The sequence below is a fragment of the Streptococcus ovuberis genome, from assembly GCF_012396585.1.
GTDB classification, from domain to species: domain Bacteria; phylum Bacillota; class Bacilli; order Lactobacillales; family Streptococcaceae; genus Streptococcus; species Streptococcus ovuberis.
The window spans coordinates 46,405-66,382 of record NZ_JAAXPR010000005.1 but is presented as its reverse complement, the minus strand read 5'-3'; the positions used below and the strand labels follow the sequence as shown (position 1 = coordinate 66,382).

General features: G+C 45.5%; 17 protein-coding genes. 5 read left to right on the top strand and 12 right to left on the bottom strand.

Annotation, left to right across the window (positions count from 1 at the left end):
* Positions 1-162 precede the first annotated feature (162 nt).
* Positions 163-1,566, bottom strand: a complete 1,404-nt coding sequence (pepV, locus tag HF992_RS04215; RefSeq protein WP_168548813.1) for a dipeptidase PepV — start codon at positions 1,564-1,566, stop codon at positions 163-165.
* A gap of 130 nt (positions 1,567-1,696) precedes the next feature.
* On the bottom strand, positions 1,697-2,299 hold the full coding sequence (locus HF992_RS04210) for a nitroreductase family protein (RefSeq protein ID WP_168548812.1): 603 nt from the start codon (positions 2,297-2,299) through the stop codon (positions 1,697-1,699).
* A gap of 149 nt (positions 2,300-2,448) precedes the next feature.
* Between HF992_RS04210 and HF992_RS04205 the strand changes: the two genes are divergently transcribed.
* The 4 genes from HF992_RS04205 to HF992_RS04190 all read left to right on the top strand — a co-directional run bounded on the left by HF992_RS04205 (position 2,449) and on the right by HF992_RS04190 (position 7,660).
* A complete protein-coding gene (locus HF992_RS04205; protein ID WP_168548811.1) occupies positions 2,449-3,336 on the top strand; it encodes a MurR/RpiR family transcriptional regulator in 888 nt (295 codons plus the stop codon).
* Between the two features lie 84 nt (positions 3,337-3,420).
* The gene (locus HF992_RS04200) at positions 3,421-5,316 is read left to right on the top strand and encodes a beta-glucoside-specific PTS transporter subunit IIABC (RefSeq protein WP_168548810.1); all 1,896 of its coding nucleotides are present in this window, start codon (positions 3,421-3,423) and stop codon (positions 5,314-5,316) included.
* Between the two features lie 77 nt (positions 5,317-5,393).
* Positions 5,394-6,854, top strand: a complete 1,461-nt coding sequence (locus HF992_RS04195) for a glycoside hydrolase family 1 protein (protein WP_168548809.1) — start codon at positions 5,394-5,396, stop codon at positions 6,852-6,854.
* 26 nt (positions 6,855-6,880) lie between these two features.
* A complete protein-coding gene (locus tag HF992_RS04190) occupies positions 6,881-7,660 on the top strand; it encodes a sulfite exporter TauE/SafE family protein (RefSeq protein ID WP_168548808.1) in 780 nt (259 codons plus the stop codon).
* 120 nt (positions 7,661-7,780) lie between these two features.
* On the opposite strand, the gene nspC is transcribed toward HF992_RS04190, so the two are convergent.
* The 8 genes from nspC to HF992_RS04150 form a co-directional block, all read right to left on the bottom strand.
* A complete protein-coding gene (nspC, locus tag HF992_RS04185; RefSeq protein WP_168548807.1) occupies positions 7,781-8,932 on the bottom strand; it encodes a carboxynorspermidine decarboxylase in 1,152 nt (383 codons plus the stop codon).
* Positions 8,933-10,132: a saccharopine dehydrogenase family protein gene (locus tag HF992_RS04180; protein ID WP_168548806.1), complete on the bottom strand. Its 1,200-nt coding sequence runs from the start codon at positions 10,130-10,132 to the stop codon at positions 8,933-8,935.
* A gap of 21 nt (positions 10,133-10,153) precedes the next feature.
* Positions 10,154-11,002, bottom strand: coding sequence for an agmatinase (gene speB, locus HF992_RS04175; RefSeq protein ID WP_168548805.1), 849 nt, complete (start codon positions 11,000-11,002; stop codon positions 10,154-10,156).
* On the bottom strand, positions 10,992-11,837 hold the full coding sequence (gene speE, locus HF992_RS04170) for a polyamine aminopropyltransferase (RefSeq protein WP_168548804.1): 846 nt from the start codon (positions 11,835-11,837) through the stop codon (positions 10,992-10,994). Before speE ends, speB begins: the two co-directional genes overlap by 11 nt.
* 11 nt (positions 11,838-11,848) lie before the next feature.
* Positions 11,849-13,297: an aminotransferase class I/II-fold pyridoxal phosphate-dependent enzyme gene (locus tag HF992_RS04165; protein ID WP_168548803.1), complete on the bottom strand. Its 1,449-nt coding sequence runs from the start codon at positions 13,295-13,297 to the stop codon at positions 11,849-11,851.
* A gap of 999 nt (positions 13,298-14,296) precedes the next feature.
* Positions 14,297-15,061 carry a triose-phosphate isomerase gene (gene tpiA, locus HF992_RS04160; protein WP_168548802.1) on the bottom strand — a complete coding sequence of 255 codons (765 nt, stop codon included), beginning with the start codon at positions 15,059-15,061 and terminating at the stop codon, positions 14,297-14,299.
* A 183-nt stretch (positions 15,062-15,244) separates the two neighbouring features.
* Positions 15,245-16,456 (bottom strand): ABC transporter permease, encoded by a 1,212-nt coding sequence (locus tag HF992_RS04155; RefSeq protein ID WP_168548801.1) that lies wholly within the window; start codon positions 16,454-16,456, stop codon positions 15,245-15,247.
* Complete coding sequence (locus HF992_RS04150; RefSeq protein ID WP_168548800.1) at positions 16,453-17,346, bottom strand: ABC transporter ATP-binding protein; 894 nt, start codon at positions 17,344-17,346, stop codon at positions 16,453-16,455. The genes HF992_RS04155 and HF992_RS04150 overlap by 4 nt, the downstream gene beginning before the upstream one ends.
* A gap of 124 nt (positions 17,347-17,470) precedes the next feature.
* Between HF992_RS04150 and birA the strand changes: the two genes are divergently transcribed.
* A complete protein-coding gene (gene birA / locus HF992_RS04145) occupies positions 17,471-18,427 on the top strand; it encodes a bifunctional biotin--[acetyl-CoA-carboxylase] ligase/biotin operon repressor BirA (RefSeq protein WP_168548799.1) in 957 nt (318 codons plus the stop codon).
* A 415-nt stretch (positions 18,428-18,842) separates the two neighbouring features.
* Here birA and HF992_RS04140 read toward each other — a convergent pair whose 3' ends face one another.
* Together HF992_RS04140 and HF992_RS12350 are read right to left on the bottom strand one after the other, a co-directional pair.
* A complete protein-coding gene (locus HF992_RS04140) occupies positions 18,843-19,043 on the bottom strand; it encodes a DUF3272 family protein (RefSeq protein ID WP_168548798.1) in 201 nt (66 codons plus the stop codon).
* Between the two features lie 605 nt (positions 19,044-19,648).
* Positions 19,649-19,915, bottom strand: a complete 267-nt coding sequence (locus HF992_RS12350; RefSeq protein ID WP_168548797.1) for a YcxB family protein — start codon at positions 19,913-19,915, stop codon at positions 19,649-19,651.
* Positions 19,916-19,978: the final 63 nt, after the last annotated feature.

Sequence of the window (19,978 nt, the reverse complement as noted above, 5' to 3'; positions counted from 1 at the left end):
AATAGTAGTTCACTGAGGTTTCGACGACCTGTTTGCGCCAACCTAACAACTATCTTCTAAATACTGATATAAAAGTGCTTTACGCAATGATTTTGATGACTCACCGTTTTAGCACAATTTTCCACATTCGGGGCAAGATGAGCCACTTTTTAAAGCACAGGTCTATTTAATCAACTCATAAATAGCTTCTGCGTAGATGGCTGCTGAGCGGAAAATATCATCCAGCGCCATAAACTCGTTCGCTTGGTGCATGGTGTTGATGGAATCTGGGAACATGGCGCCATAAGCGACCCCACGTTTGAGCAGACGGCCAAAGGTGCCACCACCGATAACCATTTCATGCCCCTTGAGACCGGTTTGCTTCTCGTAAACAGACAGCAGCGTCTGCACCAGTGGGTCTTCCAGCGGGGTGTAGTGTGGCACGTGACCGTGGTCTGACAGGGTTACTTTCTCAACAGCTGCCAGCTGTTCCAGCTGAGCCTTGATGGTTTCTGGATCGGTGCCTTTCGGATAGCGGAAGTTGAGGGCGATGGTGTTGTCTGCTTGGTCAGCTTCAAAGCTAAAGACACCAGCGTTCATGCTCAAGTCACCCATGCGCTCATCGCTATGAGCGACTCCTAAATTGACCGCCAAGAAATCTTGATGAAGTTTATCCGCAATGATAGTGATGTAGTCTTTAGCGGCACCTGCCAAGTCAAACTGGGTCAGGAATTTAGCCAGATAGGTCGCACCGTTAACACCCTCTTCTGGGGTTGATCCGTGGGCTGATTTGCCATGGATGGTGATGGTCAGCCGATCGTCACCTGCAACCTCACCACGAACCTCTGGGTGGGCAGACAGGAAGTCCGCAAGGGCCGCCTGAGCCCTTGCCAAGTCAAGACCTGTCAGCTCTGCGGTGGCTGACTCAGGCACCATGTTCTCCCGAAGACCGCCTTGGAAACTGAGCAAGGTCACTGCTCCGCCATTGTTCCCAGCATAGTGAAGATAGGCCGTGATGTTGCCTTTTTCACCGTTGATAATCGGAAACTCCGCGTCAGGTGAAAAGCCAAAATCAGGCAGGGGCAGCCCCACATGCTCGAAATAATAATCCATATCCGCCCAGCCAGACTCTTCATCCGTCCCGACGATAAAGCGGACTTTTTTAGAAGTCGGCAAGCCCAGTTCCTTGATGATTTTGAGGCCGTAGTAGCAGGCCATGGTTGGTCCCTTATCATCAGACGAGCCACGGGCGTAGAGGCGACCGTCCTTAATCACTGGCGTGTAAGGGTCAGTGTCCCAACCCGAACCTGCAGGCACCACATCCAAGTGTCCAAAGATGCCCAGCACCTCATCCCCCTCGCCGAACTCAAAGTGTCCAGCATAGTTGTCAACATTGGTTGTCGGGTAACCGTCACGCTCCGCCATGGCCAAGAAATGCTCCAGCGCACGGACTGGACCAGGTCCAAATGGATGCTCCGGCGAGATTTTGTCGTCTTCACGCTCAGACTTGATGCTGAGGATAGCGGTCAAATCCGCCAAAAGATCGTCTTTACGTTTCTCTACTTCTGCTTGAAAGTTAATCGTCATGTCTTCTCCTTATCTTGTTTACAAATACTCTTTCCCACTCAATAGGGCTAGCTTGGTCTTGTTTTTGGAAAATAGCTGAGCTGTTTACTGGCTGTGCCCCAGAGACACAGATGTCGCCTCACCTATCCTCTTAACGGTGCTCAATCACCTCATCAACAGGCAGGCGGTAGCTCGGCTCTGGTTTGTCGTCGCTGTAACCAACCGTGATCAAGAGTTCTGGACGGAAACGGCTGTCGATATCTAGCACCTCGTTGACCTTTGTCTTATCAAATCCTAGAATAATATTGCTGGCTATTTTCTGATCCGTCAAAGCCAAAACAAAATTCATGGCCACAAGCCCTGCATTCAAGGCCAGATAATCACTCTTGGTTTGCTCGTCATATTGGCTGAAGCGAGCTGGCAAGGTGCGCATAAAATGCTCCAAAAACTCTTCTGGCAAGTCCTTGATCCCAACCCTTGCAATCTTGCGTGAGCGCTTGCCCAAGTCCGTATCTGTGAAAAGGGCTACCACATATTGAGCACTATTAGCCTGACTGGCATTGGCCCCAAACATGTGTTCAGCCAGTTGAGCCTTACGTTCTTTGACAATGACGAACTTCCAGGGCTGGATATTATTAGCACTAGGGGCCAAAGTTGCCACTTCAATCGCCGTTCGAATATCTTTAAGATCGACAGGCTTGTCGTTAAATGTTTTGTAAGCATGTCGCTTTTTATTCAATTCTAAAAATTTCATAGATACTATCCTCAAAGTTTTCTTTTTCCTATTCTATCATTTTTTGAGAGGAATTTCAGCTTTTTACTAAGAAAGATTCAGAACTCTACCCCTTCTACCTGCTTAATGCTATAATGAATAAAACGAGATCTTAACCCAAAGGAGAAGCTATGCTAATCTTAGAAAAATTAACTCAAAAAGAGAGGATGACGGCCACTGAAGTCAGTCTAGCAGATTATTTCATCAACGCCGGTCGAGAGTTAAAGCATAAGAGCTCACGAGCGATAGCCAATGAACTTTACATAGCCCCTTCTACCGTTAGCCGCTTTTGCCAACAGATTGGCTATGCAGGCTTCAATGCTTTTAAGGAAGCCTATCTGAAAGAATTGGACTATTTAGAACGCTCGTCTCAACAGGTCAACCCCAATCGTCCTTTCACAGCCAAGGATAAGAATAAAGCGTTAGCCAATAAGTTAGCCGCCCTCTACAAGGACACCGTAGAAGATAGTTTAGACTTATTAGAACACGATAGCCTCCAAAAAGCCACGCGTCTCTTACTGGAGGCAGAACATATTATTATCGGAGCAGCGGGTGATCCACTTGAGATGGCAGAAACGTTTAAAAATCGGATGTTGAAAATTGGCAAGTCAGTCCAAGTTGAACGACGAGGCGATAATTTTTTCTTTCAGGCTAAAACAGCTCCAAAAACCACTTGTTTTATCCTCTTATCCTACTCTGGAGAGGTTGAACAACTGCTCAAAACGGCAGATGTCCTTAGGCGGCGAAACCTGCCATTTTTTGCCTTGACGTCCTACGGAGATAATCAGCTGACTCGGTTAGCGGATTTGACCCTCCACCTCTCTACGCGGGAAAAACTAGTCGATAACCTCGGGAATTTCTCCTCCCTCCTGTCTTTGTCCTTTGTTCTCGATGTGCTCTATGCCAATGTCTTTGCCCACCAGTACGACACCCATTATAACCATCGTATGGAAGTCTCCCGCGGCTATGAAAAGAAACGTAAGTCCGGCAACCCTATCATCGACGATTTTGGAAAATAGCAAAGCGCCGCAACAGTGTTGCGGTTTTTTGATGTATCTGACAACCATTTACGCAACACTGATGATAGATGGACGGAAGGCCTTGTGCCCAAAAAAGAAAGCCGTTACAATAACAGTATCAAAACAAAAGGAGTTTCGGTCATGGCTAAAGATTATGAAGCATTGGCACAAACGATTATCGAAAAAGTAGGTGGCGAGGATAATGTCAATTCCCTCATCCACTGCGCAACCCATCTGCGTTTCAACCTCAAGGACAACAACAAGGCCCAGACAGAGGCCCTCAAAAACACAGCAGGCGTCATTAATGTGGTTCAAAACGGAGGGCAATATCAGATCGTTATCGGGCCAGATGTAGCAGATGTCTTCAAGACCATCAAGGCAAAGGCAAACTTTAGCACAGGCAAGGATAGCGCGCATGAAGATGATGGCAAGCGTGGTATCGCTAAAGTATTAGACACCATCGCCGGAATGTTTGTCCCAATCGTCCCTGTCATGGCTGGCGCAGGAATGATCAAGGTTATCGCTTCTTTATCAACCATGTTAGGCTGGTTACAACCAACGGATACGACTTACCAGTTTCTCTCTATTTTCGGGGATACCATCTTCTACTTTATGCCAGTTATTTTAGCTGCATCTGCTGCTAAAAAATTCAAAACAAACCAATACCTAGCCATGGCTGTTGGGGCCAGCTTAATCAGTCCGACGTTTGTGGCCATGATCGCAGCAGCGCGTGAAGCTGGAACGGGACTTGATTTTCTAAGCTTGCCCGTCACAATGGCCAACTATAGCTCATCTGTTATTCCTATTATTCTAGCAGTCTGGTTCTTGTCCTACGTTGAACCAATCGTTACTAGATATACACCAGCTATCTTACGGATTTTCTTGGCGCCGATGGTGACCTTGTTGATTGTCATGCCAGCAACCTTCCTCTTGATTGGTCCTTTAGGAACTTGGATGGGTGACGGTCTCAACACGGTTGTATCTGCCATGAACACTACTGTTCCATGGTTAGTTCCGACCTTAATCGGTGCAATGACACCCCTCCTTGTTATGACGGGGATGCACTACGGCGTTATTCCAATTGGCATCAACATGCTGGCGACCAAGGGGATTGACACTGTTGCAGGGCCCGGCATGATGGTGTCCAATGTCGCCCAAGGTGGAGCAGCATTAGCTTTAGTGTTTAAAACTAAGGATAAAGAGCTCAAGGCACTGTCTGTCTCTACTGGGATATCCGCCATTTTGGGAATTACTGAGCCTGTGCTTTACGGAATTAACCTCAAGTACAAACGCCCGCTTTACGCGGCTATGATTGGAGGCGGGATTGCTGGTCTTTATCTTGGTCTCATGGGTGTCGGTCGTTTTGCCCAAGTACCTCCAGGTCTGCTTTCGTTACCAAGTTACTTTAGTGCAGATGCGCCTCATGTCATTGTGCATGCTGGTATCGGTTGTACCATTGCTTTTGCGGTATCCTTCATCGCCTCCTTCGTCTTAGGCTTGCCAAAGGAGAATACTTCATCTTCTACTCCTGCCACAACTGTCTCAGACGATACTGTCGTGGCAACTGTCGATGGGGAATTAATGGCCCTCGAACATGTCAACGATCCGGTTTTTGCTAGCAAGGCTATGGGAGATGGTGTAGCTGTCGTACCAAGATCTGGAACAATTGTTGCACCAGTCAATGGCGAGTTAACGACAGTCTTTCCAACAGGGCATGCCCACGGTATTGTCCGTCCTGACGGCGTCGAAGTTTTGGTCCATATCGGGATTAATACAGTCGAGCTAGCTGGCCAAGGCTTCACAGCCCTCGTCCAACAAGGACAGGCCGTAAAGGCTGGTCAAGCCCTGGCTCAGGTTGATTTCGACCTCTTGAAAGCAAAAGGCTATGATCCAACGACCATGACCATTATCACAGATAGCAAGGGCAAAACCATTCCACTGAAAACGAGTAGCACAGTCTATGCTGGCGACATTTTATAAACTAAAATAATTGAGCTAAGACAGTACCTACGTGACTGCCTTGGCTCTTCTTAAAGATAGAGCAAGGAGGAAGGACTATGGGATTCAAAACAGATTTTCTTTGGGGCGGTGCAACAGCTGCTAATCAAATCGAAGGGGCCTATCAAGAGGACGGACGTGGGCTAACGACAATGGATACCCTGACCGTCGGCGATCGTAACAAGCCTCGCCAAATCACTTATCAAACAGTAGACGGTCGAGTCTACAAGGATGAACGATTGGCCATGGTGCCTGAAGGGGCGGTAGGCTACATTGATCCTGATGACTTTTACCCGTCACACACAGCTATTGACTTTTACCACCACTACAAGGAAGACATAGCCCTCTTTGCAGAGATGGGGTTTAAGGCCTACCGGATGTCCATTTCTTGGACTCGGATTTTTCCAACCGGAACAGAAAAGGACCCCAATGAAGCTGGTCTTGCATTTTACGATGCGGTTTTTGATGAATGCCTCAAGTACGGTATTGATCCTCTTGTAACCCTCTGTCACTTTGATATTCCGCTTTATTTGGCTGATCATTACAATGGGTTTTCTAGCCGTGAGACGGTGGATTGCTTTGTCCACTATGCTGAAACTGTTTTTAAACGCTATGGACAAAAGGTCAAGTACTGGTTGACCTTTAATGAAATCAATGTCTTACGGTCTTGGCTACAATTAGGGATTCATCCCAATGATGAACAGACTAAGTTTCAGGCAGTTCACCACCTCTTTATCGCTTCAGCCAGAGCTGTTCAACTCTGTCATGACTTGATTCCAGACGCAAAAATTGGTAATATGGTCATGTACGCTCCCAGCTATGCCATGACTGCCAAGCCAGAGGACGTTTTGGCAAATATTGACTATAAACGGCAGGTTGAGTTCTATCTAGATGTCATGGTTAAAGGCTACTACCCAGCTTACAAGCTCAAGGAGTTTGAACGTAAAGGTATCCGCATTACCATGGAAGCAGACGACTTGGACTGCCTGGCTAAGGGGACCGTAGACTTCATCAGCTTTAGCTACTACATGTCAACCATGTCTACGACGGACACAACCGTCCCTAAGACACCGGGCAACAATATTCTCGGCTATAAGAACCCTTATCTGGAAGTTTCAGAGTGGGGTTGGACCTTGGATCCATTAGGCTTACGCATAGCTCTCTCTGAGATGTATGACCGCTACCACGTGCCACTTTTTATCGTGGAAAATGGCTTAGGGGCTCTTGATGTTGTTGAAGAAGATGGTTCGATCAACGATGATTACCGCATCGACTATTTAGCCACCCATATTCGTGCGATGCGGGATGCGGTGGTTTTGGACGGGGTTGACCTTATGGGCTACACCCCTTGGGGCTGTATCGACCTCGTCGCTTGGTCAACTGGTGAGATGAAAAAACGTTACGGCTTCATTTATGTAGATGTAGATGACCGCGGTCAAGGCACCTTTAAGCGGATCAAGAAAAAATCCTTCTACTGGTACAAGGAAGTCATCGCTACTAATGGTGAAAGCATCTCCTAAGAAATGTTAATTTAGAAAGGAAAGCTATGACCGCACTTCTTTATGGCCTCATTATCCTTTTAGCCACTTGTCTCGGCGCTATCACAGGTGCTGGAGGCGGCGCTATTATCAAACCTGTTTTCGACCTGATTGGCATGGACTCAGCCAGCACTATCGGTGTCTATTCTACCATTGCTGTCTTTTCCATGTGTTTGTCCTCCCTATACAAGCACAGCAAGAGCGGACAAGGCTTCAACAAGATTACCATGCTCCTACTAGCTGGTGGATCTCTTATAGGCGGTTACTTTGGAGATCGGATATTTAAAGCGCTGATCCAGTCTTTCCCCAACAATAGAGTAACTATGATTCAAGCCATATTGCTCTTTTTAGTCTTGTTAGCAGTCCTCCTCTTCACCCTCTTTAAAGAGCATTTGCCAAAATTAGCCATCAAAGCCAAAGCTGCTATCTTTGGTTTTGGTTTAGCCGTTGGAGCCCTCTCTGTATTTCTTGGTATCGGTGGCGGTCCTCTAAATGTCATTGTCCTTCTAGGCTTCATGTCAATGACTGTCAAAGAGTCCACCCCCTACTCCATCGGTATGATTTTCTTTGCCCAAATGCCAAAATTGCTGGCGATTTTTGGAGCAAGGTCAGACACTATTTTTGACCTATCCCTGTTTCCAATCATCGCTGTTACAGCTATTCTCGGCGGCTACCTCGGCACCCAGATCAATCACTTGCTGAGTGAAAAACAGGTGACCCTCATGTATCGCCTCATGATTCTGAGCTTGCTTGCCATTTGCTCCTTCAACATCATCACTAATATTTAACAACGAAAACCCACCTAGCTATCCATCAGCAGCATTGATGATGAAAAGCCGGTGGGTATTTGTTTATAGAAATGTTAACAGGCTTAAATGACCTTCCTTAATTCCGATTGACTGTAGCTCTTAGGAAAGCCGCCTCTTAAACTCCTCATAACCAAAAGATTTGACCAAGCTCACTTGGTTGTGGGCATCTACTGCCATGATGGAAGCCAAGGGCATACCATTAAAGGTATTGGTCTTGACCATGGAGTAGATGGCCATATCACAGAAAATAAGGCGGCTACCAATTTCCAAAGGCTGGGCAAAGCTGTACTCCCCGATGTGGTCTCCCGCTAAACAGGTCGGGCCTCCCAGGCGATAGGTATAGGGTTGCTCATGAGGTTCTCCAGAGCCGATGATATGCGGACGGTAAGGCATCTCAAGGACATCTGGCATGTGGCAGGTCGCTGATGTGTCCAGGATGGCATTGAAAACACCACGGTTTTCTGTGATGTCCAAGACTTGAGCAACCAGATAGCCAGCATTTAAAGCAACGGCTTCCCCTGGCTCCAGATAGACTTCAACACCATAGGTTTCCTTAATACGTTTGACTTCTGCAATCAAGAGGTCCACATCGTAGTCCGCCCGTGTGATATGGTGACCTCCACCAAAGTTGAGCCACTTCATCTGGTGCAAATAGCTCCCAAACTTCTCTTCCACTGCTCGCAAGGTCGTGGCCAAGTCATCCGAATTTTGCTGGCAAAGGGTGTGGAAGTGTAGGCCATCAATCCCTGTCAAATCCTGACCCTCAAACTGCTCCAAGGTAATGCCAAGACGCGAACCAGGGGAGCAGGGATCGTAGATGGCATGGCCTTCTTGGGTGGAGCATTCTGGATTGATCCGAAGACCAACAGACTTGCCACTGGCCAGGACCTGGTCCTTGTAGCGTAGCCATTGGCCAAAGGAGTTAAAGACCAAGTGGTCGCAGATTGGTAGTAGCTCCTCGATTTCCTCTGGGCGATAGGCTGGGGAAAAGACATGGGTCTCCCCGCCAAATTCTTCGTAGCCCAATTTCGCTTCGTGTATGCCACTAGCTGTTGTCCCATCAAGGTATTTAGCGATTAAGGGGTAAAAGTGAAACATGGAAAAGGCTTTTTGCGCCAAGAGAATCTTGCAGCCTGCTTCTTCTTTGACACGGGCCAAAATTTCCAAGTTTTGACGAAGTAAGTTTTCTTCAACCACAAAGGCTGGGGTCGGGACCTTGTCAACCGACCACTGAATTGTCGCCTCTGTCATCTAGTCCACCAAGACTGGGTTAAAGTCTTCTTGCCATGGCAAGCCCCACTCGTTCAAGGCTTCCATGAATGGATCCGGATCCAACTCTTCCACGTTGAAGACGCCTGGTTTTTGCCACTGGCCATTTAACACCAACATGGCACCAATCATGGCTGGAACGCCGGTGGTATAGGAGATGGCTTGTGACCCTACTTCGGCGTAACATGCTTGGTGGTCGCAGACATTGTAGACATAGTAGGTCACGTCCTTGCCGTCTTTCTTGCCTTGGAAGATACAGCCGATATTGGTTTTCCCAACGGTTCTTGGGCCCAAGCTAGCCGGGTCTGGCAGCACCGCTTTCAAGAATTGAAGCGGAATGATTTCCTTGCCTTCGTACATAATTGGCTCAATTGAGGTCATGCCAACATTTTCCAAGCACTTGAGGTGGGTCAAGTAGGATTGGCCAAAGGTCATGAAGAAGCGGATGCGCTTGATACCCTTGATGTTTTGAGCCAGAGATTCCAACTCTTCATGGTAAAGGAGGTACATGTCCTTCTCGCCCACTTGGTCAAAGTCATAGACACGCTTGATTTCCATTGGCTTTGTTTCGACCCACTCGCCATTTTCCCAGTAACGGCCATTGGCAGAGACTTCGCGAATATTGATTTCAGGGTTGAAGTTGGTCGCAAATGGGTAGCCATGGTCACCGCCGTTACAATCCAAGATATCGATGTAGTTGATTTCATCGAAGTAGTGCTTTTGGGCATAGGCCGAGAAGACACCCGTCACTCCTGGGTCAAAACCAGATCCCAAGATGGCTGTGATCCCCGCTTCTTCAAAACGTTTTTTATAGTCCCATTGCCACTTGTACTCGAACTTAGCCGTGTCCTCTGGCTCATAGTTGGCCGTATCCAGGTAGTGGGTCTTGGTCGCCAAGCAAGCATCCATGATGGTCAAATCTTGGTAAGGAAGGGCCAAGTTGATGACGATGTCTGGCTGGAAATCGTTGATCAAAGCGATCAATTCGTCCACATTGTCCGCATCCACTTGAGCCGTTGAAATCTTGCAACCTTGGCCGTCTAATTTTTCTTTCAAGGCATCGCATTTGGACTTGGTCCGTGAGGCGATACAGATTTCATCAAACACCTTGTAGTTTTGAACACATTTGTGGACCGTTACGCTGGCAACCCCGCCAGCTCCAATAATAAGGGCTTTACTCATTTTCTTTCCTTTCTAATTTCTCTATTTGTAGAGATAGAGCATGATTTCACGCAAGAGCTTGCAGGCCAGAGCTGTTGATTGGCCAGATTGGTCATAAATCGGGCAGAGCTCATTCATGTCTGCTGCCACGATATTGAGTTGGCTGATTTTTTCAATCGCAGCCATTAGCTCGGTAAAACGAACGCCTCCGGCTTCTGGTGTGCCGGTTCCCGGAAATTCAGAAGGGTCTAGCACATCTAGGTCCAGGGTGAAGTAGACTGGCTTGTCTTTCAGCTGTTCCACCACTTCTGCCAAGCCATCAAAATTAAACTTCTGCAGGTGGGTATGTCCCTTGGCCCATTCAAATTCTTCCCGCTGGCCAGACCGAATGCCGAATTGGAATATCCGCCCGTCACCCAGCATGTCCCAGCAGCGCTTGATGACACTGGCATGGGACTCACGTACCCCCAAGTAATCCTCCCGTAGGTCCGTGTGGGCGTCGAATTGAATCAAATGAAGGTCAGGATATTTTTCCAACATAGCCTTGACTGGCCCAGCAGTGATAGAGTGCTCACCGCCAATCATGATGGGCAATTTGCCATCGCCTGCAATGGTCGCAACTTGCTCTTCCAGCATCTTGAGGGTCTCGGCGGTATTGCCAAAAGGCAGTTCGATATCCCCTGCATCAAAGACTGCAATGTCTTCTAAATCCTTATCTTGGTAGGGACTGTAGGTCTCAATCCCAAAGCTTTCATTGCGAATAGCCGTGCTGGCAAAGCGCGTTCCTGGCCGAAAAGAGGTCGTACTATCGTAAGGGGCCCCGAAAATCACCATCTTACTGTCTTCATAAGTAGCTTCGCAGCCAATAAAGGTCGTCACATTAGGTTTCACTGGTCAACATCTCCTTGATATAGTTTGGTAGGTAAAAGGCGCCGACATGGATGTCGTCATTGTAGTACTGGGTGGCAATGGCAGAGCGACTTGCAAGTTGGGTACTCTCCTTGGGATTGATGCCCTTGGACGAAAAACCGACCAGAAGATAGCCTGCCGCATAACTCGGTACACTGGTCAGATAGACCGTATTGAGAGGAAAGACAGCCTTTAAGCGGTCACTGATGTGGCGAAAAGCTGTCACATCTTCTTGATAAAAACTATTAGCCTGCTGGCTAATCAGAATGCCATTTTCTGTCAGAGCATTGTAGCAATTGCCATAAAATTCCCTGGTAAAAAGACTTTCGTTTAATCCGAAAGGATTGGCTGAGTCTACAATAATCAGGTCATAGGCATTTTCCTTACGGCGGACAAATTTAAGGGCATCTTGAATATAGAGATTGACCCGCTCATCCTGAAAGGCCATCTTACTTTGAGGAAGGTATTGCTGACAGACTTCTACTGCACGCTGATCCAACTCCACCACATCGATGGTCTCGATCGCATCGTATTTCTCAAGCTCTGTTAAAACCCCACCGTCCAATCCTCCAATCACTAGGACTGATTTGATGTCTGCCTTTGTGTTCATGGGGACATGGACCACCATCTCGCTATAGAAAGACTCGTCCTTCTCTGTTGTAATCAACTCCCCATCCAAAGCCAAAATACGACCATATTCTTTTGAATCAAGGACAGCAATATGCTGGTACTCACTGTGTTCACTGTAGACTTCCCTCTCCACATTGATAGACAATTTGACATTATCCTGATGAAAGTCTGAAAACCATAAATCCATTGTCTAGCCTCCTAATCTTCTTTGACCACATTGATCTGATTGACCTCTGTATCTTCTGTCCCCATCAGGAAACACCCCTTTGCTTTGGCATACTGAATATGCTCAATGACTTCTGCTGTTATCAGCTCCCCAGGTGCTACAATCGGTATTCCTGGCGGATAGCACATGACCATTTCACCCGAAATCCGTCCCTGACTTTCTTCTAGTGGCAGACTAATTTTTTCAGCATAGAAGGCCTTTTGTGGCGAAATCATTACATCGGTCTTTGCGATATCAAAGATGAGGAGCCCTTTCTTTTCCCGTTTGAAACGACGTCGGATTTCAGATAAGGCACTGACCAAACGCTCAATATCATGGATCCTATCCCCTACGGAAATATAGGCCAAGATATTGGCTGTATCGCCAAATTCAACCTGAATATTGTACTCATCGCGGAGCAGGTCATAGACTTCAATGCCTGTTAAACCAAGATTTGTTGTCTTGATGCAGAGCTTGGTCGTATCAAAATCATAAATGCCATTTCGGTCGATAATTTCCGTCGAGTAGGCATAGTAATCGCCGATTTCATTGATTTCGTCTCTCGCATATTGGGCTAGTTGATTGACCTTTTCAAAAATAGCTTCTCCATTAATAACGAGATTCCTACGTGCCAAATCAAGACTAGACATGAGCAGGTAGCTAGCAGAGGTCGTCTGGGTCAGGTTGATAATCTGACGGACATACTCCGGATTGACCTCATTGTTGACCAGTAGGAAAGACGATTGAGTTAGCGACCCACCTGACTTGTGCATGCTGACTGCTGCCATATCGGCGCCCGCATCCATCCCTGAAATGGGCAAGCCTTTTCCAAAATAGAGATGGGCACCGTGGGCTTCATCTGCCAGTACCAAGAGTCCCTTTTTGTGGGCCAAGGCTACAATGCGTCTCAAGTCAGAACAAATCCCATAATAGGTTGGATTATTGACCAAAACCGCCTTGGCATCTGGATGCTCTTCGATCGTTTTTTCCAATTCAGCCAAAGGCATCCCTGTCGAAATTTCTAATTCTTGTTGAAGAGGTGAGGTCACATAGACAGGTATCCCCCCGCACATCACTAGGGCGTTGATGACTGACTTATGCACATTGCGGGGAAGAATGATTTTGTCACCTGCTTTGATCGTCGCAAAAATCATGTTTTGGACAGCTCCCGTTGTCCCGTTGACCATAAAGAAGGCATGCTTGGCCCCAAAAGCTTCTGCCGCCAATTCTTCTGCTTCCTTAATGACCGACACAGGATGACCAAGATTGTCCAGCATTTTCATAGAATTGGCATCCATGGACACCGCCTGCTCCCCTAAAAATGCCGTCAATTCTCGACTAGAGCGCCCTCTCTTATGCCCAGGTACATCAAAAGGAACCACTCTTCTCTCCTTTAATTCCTTAAGAGCCTCAACAATAGGCATTCTGTCTTGATTTTTCATTTCCTCTCCTTTCACCACAAAAAAAACCAAGCATGGCAAAGCACACTTGGATAGTATCGGTTATCATCTACTAAAAAGGCGTACCGATAGCTTAATAAAGCCCAGTTTTTCCGCATCTTATTAGTGTAGAACGTTAGAGTCTATATAGCATGTCTTACTTTTACTACTCTTACCAATCGTTTTCACAAGCGCAATGGTTTGCCATTACGTTATAAAAAATTTGAGTCGATAGCCGTAGCTATCTCTTCAATGGGCGCGAAGCCCCTCTACTAACATCAAATCTGTTCTTTTCACAGTCCCAGCTTGGTTTTAAGCTTCAGCTCACTGGTCCTATTTATCAAAACAGCAATAAGTTTGGCAAAGTAAAACTCGCCTCTCTCGTTCGCAATCTTAACTGCAAGAGTATAGTAACATAAATAAGGTACCATTTCAAGCTTTTATCCTCTATTTTATTATTTTTTGTATCACTTCACTTTTTTTGACCCCAGAAAATCCCCTTATCCAAACAACTAAAATGATGACACTAAACCAAACAGAAGAATAAAGTGTGCTACACTAAAGAAAATTTAGAATCAGAATTAAAGAGATGACAACCATCGTAAAGGGAGAGGTCGGCTATGACTATCAACTCTTGAATCGTACGTTACCGTTTTCTGAGCTACCTATTACTATGTGACAGTATTCTGCTATTTTTCAAACATCTTGAAAAATAGTTAACCCTGCCTATTTAATAATTGTTTAATAAGGATTCGTTTTTCATTGATAGTTGCTCCGCTCTAAACATACAGCCAATCTTTATAGAATAGCATTAGTATCCTTAGTCGCACGTATTCTCGAAATTATTAAAGTTGAATAACTGTAACTAGTCATCTCTTCAAAACTGATTTGATCTAGAAGGCATCCCTGTACCGTGCTACTGGTGATTCTTTACCACATCACCTTAAAATTACACATAAAACGGGGTCCCAAAACTTGGATCCCCGTTTTATGTGTAATTTTTTAGTTTACAAAATCAAGCAATGCCAAGAAGCTGTCTGCTTCAAGAGATGCACCGCCTACAAGAGCACCATCTACGTCTGGACAAGCCATGTAGTCTGCAATGTTTTCTGGTTTAACAGAACCACCGTACTGCACACGCACTTTATCCGCCACATCTTGGCCAAAATCATTTGCCACTACGTCACGGACAGCCTTACACATTTTTTGAGCGTCATCTTGTGTAGCAGACTTCCCTGTACCGATTGCCCAGATTGGCTCATAAGCAATGACAGATGAAGCAACCTGTTCTGCTGTCAAACCTTTGAGGGCCGCTGACACCTGTGCTCCCACAAATTCAACAGCTTTACCAGCTTCATACGTTTCCAAAGACTCCCCACAGCAAATGATTGGTGTCATACCATTACGGAAAATAGCATGCGCTTTTTTGTTAATGTCTTCGTCTGTTTCTTTGAAGTAATCACGACGTTCAGAGTGACCGATAATCACATACTCCACATCAAGAGCCGCAATAGTTGCTGGGCTATTTTCACCCGTATAAGCACCAAAATCTTCAAAATAACAGTTTTGTGCAGCAACCTTAAGTTCAGAACCTGACTTGCGAATGCCTTTTTTCATACCTTCCAAGAAAATCGCAGGAGATCCAATAACAGTATCTACCAAATCTTTTGATGGAATCTTTGTTTGAATAGCTTCAACAAACGCACGCGCATCCTTGTGCGTCTTGTTCATTTTCCAGTTACCAGCAATAATGGGTTTACGTGACATTTCACATACCTCTTTTTCTTTTTATAGTTACCTTATCATTTTACCATAAGATTATCTAGAAATAAAGCCATTTGCGGGTGGTTACTCCAGTTTCAGAAAATTTTCTTCTAGAGTCTCATTCGCACACCTGATCTGCTTATACGTCAAAAAAATGAGGGGGATAATTTCCCACCTCATTTTCTTCTAACGGCTTGAAATACCTTTTTTAAAGCTTTTCCAAAGACCGATGTCATCGGTTTGCAGGATTAGACCTGCATAGGATTTCCCGATGTAGTAAACTAACCCAAAGGAAACAGCAATCAAGATGGCTAAAGAGCCCCAAGCCTCAGCTGTGGAAGCAAAGCCATTGATGACCCGAATCGGCATAAAGAAGGTTGATAGGAAGGGAACAAATGAACCCACCTTCATGATCAGGTTATCACTGCCAGATTGCCCCAGGAACATAGCCCCAAAGAAGGCCACCATAATCACCATCATCACTGGTGACACTGCTTTTTGGACATCCTCCATCCGAGCGACTAGCGACCCACACAGGGCTGCAAATACTACATAGATGAAGAGGCCAAAAATAACAAAGAGCAAGGTATTCAGCGAGAGGTTACCGACTACACTCTGAATCATGCCTAAAAACCCAGCGGAAGCCAGATACTCTTTCGCTAACTGGAAGCCAATGAAGCCACCAACCACATAAATGCCGATATGGGTCGCAATTACAGCCAAGATGCCTAGGATCTTGCCGTAGAAATAAAGCGGTGCAGGAACACTAGAAAAAATAACCTCCATGATTTTGGTTCCTTTCTCACTAGCTACTTCTTGTGCCGTCTGGCTAGAGTAAGTAATCAGAATCATATACATGAAGAAAACTAAGCCAAAATAAGTCACATACTGGCCCAGCTTTTCAAACTCCTTGCCCTCAACGATTTCTTCTGTGAAGTTGAAGGTGGTCGCCAGCGTAGCTACCTGATCAGGGCTGAGGCCAGCCCTTTCCTGATTGAGTTTGTTTTGAGCATTGGTTAAGGCCTGAGTCAGAAAGAGTTTGTCATTCTGAGGCATGATCTCATTGCCATGATAGTTTGCCTGAAGTTGTCCATCTACTTCTTCTACTATCAGATAAGCTGCTATCTCCTCATCCTCCAATGCCTGTTGGGCTGAATCTCGGTCCTTATATTGGTCCGTATAGCCTCCAAGAGCCATCATATCGGATATCAGTTGCTTATCGGAGCTAATCAGTGCCGTTTGACTAGATAGATTACTTTCAGCAGATGATGCGCCTAACATCCCACTCAAAAGACTAAGTCCGATAAAGAGAAAGGGAGCCAAGACCATAAAGAGAAAGGCTAAGGATTTGACCTGTCTCAGGTAGGTTTCTTTCATTACAATTAAAACTTTTTTCATGCGTCAACTCCTGACTTAATTTTGAAGATTTCATCGATGGTTGGAGCCTGCTGGTCGAAGGTCGAGATATAGTGCCCCTGTGTCAAGCGGTCAAAAATCTCTGAACCTGCTCTTTCGTCATCCAAAATCAAGCGCCACAATCCTTGATTGGTCCTAGAGACATGGGTCACATGTGGCAAGCTTTCCAGAGCTTCCCGACTCCAATCACTGGCCACAAATAATCTCGTCTTGCCAAAGCTATTGCGGACCTCTTGGATGGGACCATCTACAACCACCTGTCCATCACGGATCATTACGACCTCATCGCAAAGTTCCTCCACATTAGTCATCACATGGTCGGAGAAAATAATAGCTGCGCCTCGCGCTTTTTCAGCCAAGATAACTTCTTTTAGCAGAGCTGTGTTGACAGGATCGAGCCCACTAAAAGGTTCATCTAAAATGATCAAATCCGGCTCATGAATCAGGGTTGCGATCAGTTGAACCTTCTGTTGATTCCCTTTTGACAAGGCCTTAATCTTATCGGTCAACTTGCCCTTGACCTGCAGGCGTTCCATCCAAAGCGGTAACCGCTCGGCAATGTCCTTCTTGCTGAGGCCTTTAAGAGTCGCCAAGTAAGTAACCTGGTCCTTGACAGTTAGCTTGGGCATAAGGCTTCGCTCCTCAGGCAAATAACCGATGCGCTCAAAGGTCTCCATTGTGATATCTTTACCATCAAAAGCAATCGTTCCCTGACTCTCTACAAACTTCAAGATAGAGTGAAATAGCGTCGTCTTACCAGCCCCATTTTTTCCAATCAAACCAACGATATGTCCTTTAGGCACCTGCATATCAATGCCATGCAAGACCTGGTGACTACCATAGCTCTTCTTGACTTTTTCTAATGTCAGCATAAACTCCTCCTATAAATATTGTATTAATATATATATATATTACCATTGTAGCACTTTTAAGAAGAAATTTCAAGATTTTATGAAACCATTTTCCTAACTGTCTAGATTTTGTTATAATAGAGGCATGAAAACCTATGAAAAAGTTTACCAACTCCTATCGACTACGACAGACTACCTCAGTGGCGAGCAACTTGCTGAGCAACTCAATCTTTCACGGACCAGCATCTGGAAAGCCATTCAACAGCTAGAGAAACAAGGCTTGGTCATTGAATCGACCAAGCACTTGGGCTATCGCCTACGGGAGGGAGATCTGTTACTGCCCGATGAACTCAGTGACCAATTAGGCCTTGAGGTGGTCTACACCCAGGACAGTCAGTCGACTCAAATGGATGCTAAGAAAGGCATCGAGGCAGGCCATGAAGGCAACTGTCTCTATCTTGCTCCCAGCCAGGGCGGGGCCAGAGGTCGCTTTGGTAGGGCCTTCTTTGCGCCTAAACACGGTGGCATCTACATGTCCCTCCACCTAAAACCTATGCTGGCCCATGCAGAACTGCCTTCCTATACCCTCCTAGTTGCAGCTAGTATTGTCAAGGCTATCCAAGACCTGACTGGCATTGAAACCCAGATCAAGTGGGTCAATGACATCTATCTAGGACAAAAGAAAATTGCTGGAATCTTGACAGAAGCCATCACATCTGTAGAAACAGGAGTCATCACAGACATCATCATCGGTGTTGGTTTAAACTTTCTGGTCAAGGCATTTCCAGAAGAACTGGCAAATAAGGCAACCAGTCTTTTTGAAGAAAGACCTAACATCAGCCGTAACGACCTCATCCTTGCCATCTGGAAAACTTTTTTCGAGACCCCTGAAGATACCCTCATCCAGTTCTATAAGGAACATTCTCTTGTTCTCGGCAAAACGGTTACCTTCCAAAAAAATGGGCAGTCCCTCACTGGCCGAGCCACCGCACTCAACGATCAAGGGCAGCTGCAAATCATCTTACTAGATGGGCAGGAACTCTGGCTCAATAGCGGTGAAATTAGCCTGACTTCTTGGACAAATGAAAACAAACCAGACTAAGAAAACCCTGGTTCGTTTTTATTATTCTCTTAAGCCTTTACACCAATAGGAAAATCGGCAAATGAGCCGGTTCTTTTCACTCAATAGCGACATTGCATAACCATAACGGGTATATACTAAAGAAAGTACCAATAAGCCCTCTACATGATCCCATTAGTTGAGCGCTAAATATATAGAGCATCCAAAGTAACTTGAGGTGAGCGCATGTTGCTATTCAATCAGTCACCTGTTTTTGAGAAATTCCTGATCCCATGCAATAACACGTCTTCGAAAACCAATTCTGTGAGTCACAGATCGAATGCAGGTGTTAGGAGATAGAAATGAACCAATTATATCCAAGCTTTTATAAATTAACTTCCCAGATGCCGGTAGAACCACCTCAGGAACGTTTCTATGGCTACATCGCCCCTATTATTTAGTTTTTCAACTTGGCTTCTATAGCTCTGATCCACTTGCTTAATTGATAACTCACTCGGAGATTACGAGCTAAGATAGCTCCCCAAAAGATGGCAAAACCAAATCGCCCCGCCATCAGTGCCTCATTGAAAAGATAGGTTGCAATTCCTGTTGACAATGCTAGGAAGATAAATTGATAAAACGGCAAATAGATTTTCATAGTCTTATTATACACTAAAATTTGAAACCGTGTGGTCTTTTTCTCTCAGATAATCTTGATGGCTCGAAAATAAACTGTTACTAAGAAGCCTAATCTATATAGAGCAATAATGCACTCTTTCAAACCATTAACCCACTATGCAAAATAACTTGGACAAATAACGGAAGAGGCATGGTAACGTCCTCCCAGCAACACGAAACAAATAGCAACGTATTCTAATCAAAACCACTAGCTAAAAAATAAGTCTGGCGATAAACGGAAAAGCTCCCAATAGAATTGTAACATGAGGCTTAGCCCCCCACAAATTTAAGCCAATACCCCCATTAACAGAGGCCTCCAAACGATAGATCAAAAACAAGATGAGACAGCTCTTCTCGCCATCATTAGCTAATCTTCGGGCAAACAGTGATCGGTGTCTAATCGCATTTCTGCATCGGAGGTTTCGGTCATGGAGCTGATAATAGGCGCCATGAACTTAGCGACATTCCCCATCGGTCTAACTTCTAGGTTTTGGAAGGCTAGGTTGTCGCAAGCGACATGGTTCCTGCTAGAAACCTTTCAGAAGTCTTTATTTCAGCAGTCATTCTCACACTAAGAGTAATCTTCTAAAATCTTTTGAGTCGACTAAAAGGATGAACCGCCACTGACCTGATAAACTGGTATAACTCATCATCACAGACCTTCTTATCAATGGCAAGGGCCGTATTTCTACCTAAAATCAAATAAAGACCTTTCCTATCCTCAAGTAGACCACGAAATTCTGTGTATTCGTGTGTTATTTTGCCTCTTTTTGAAAAAATCTCAAGATAGTTGTCATAGAAGCAAATGCGTTGCTTTAAGTCATGATACAGCGGATTTTTCCTATAAAACATTTTAAATTGCCAATGCCATATAAGGCAACTCCAAAACTGTTTCAATTTCAAACAAGCGCATTG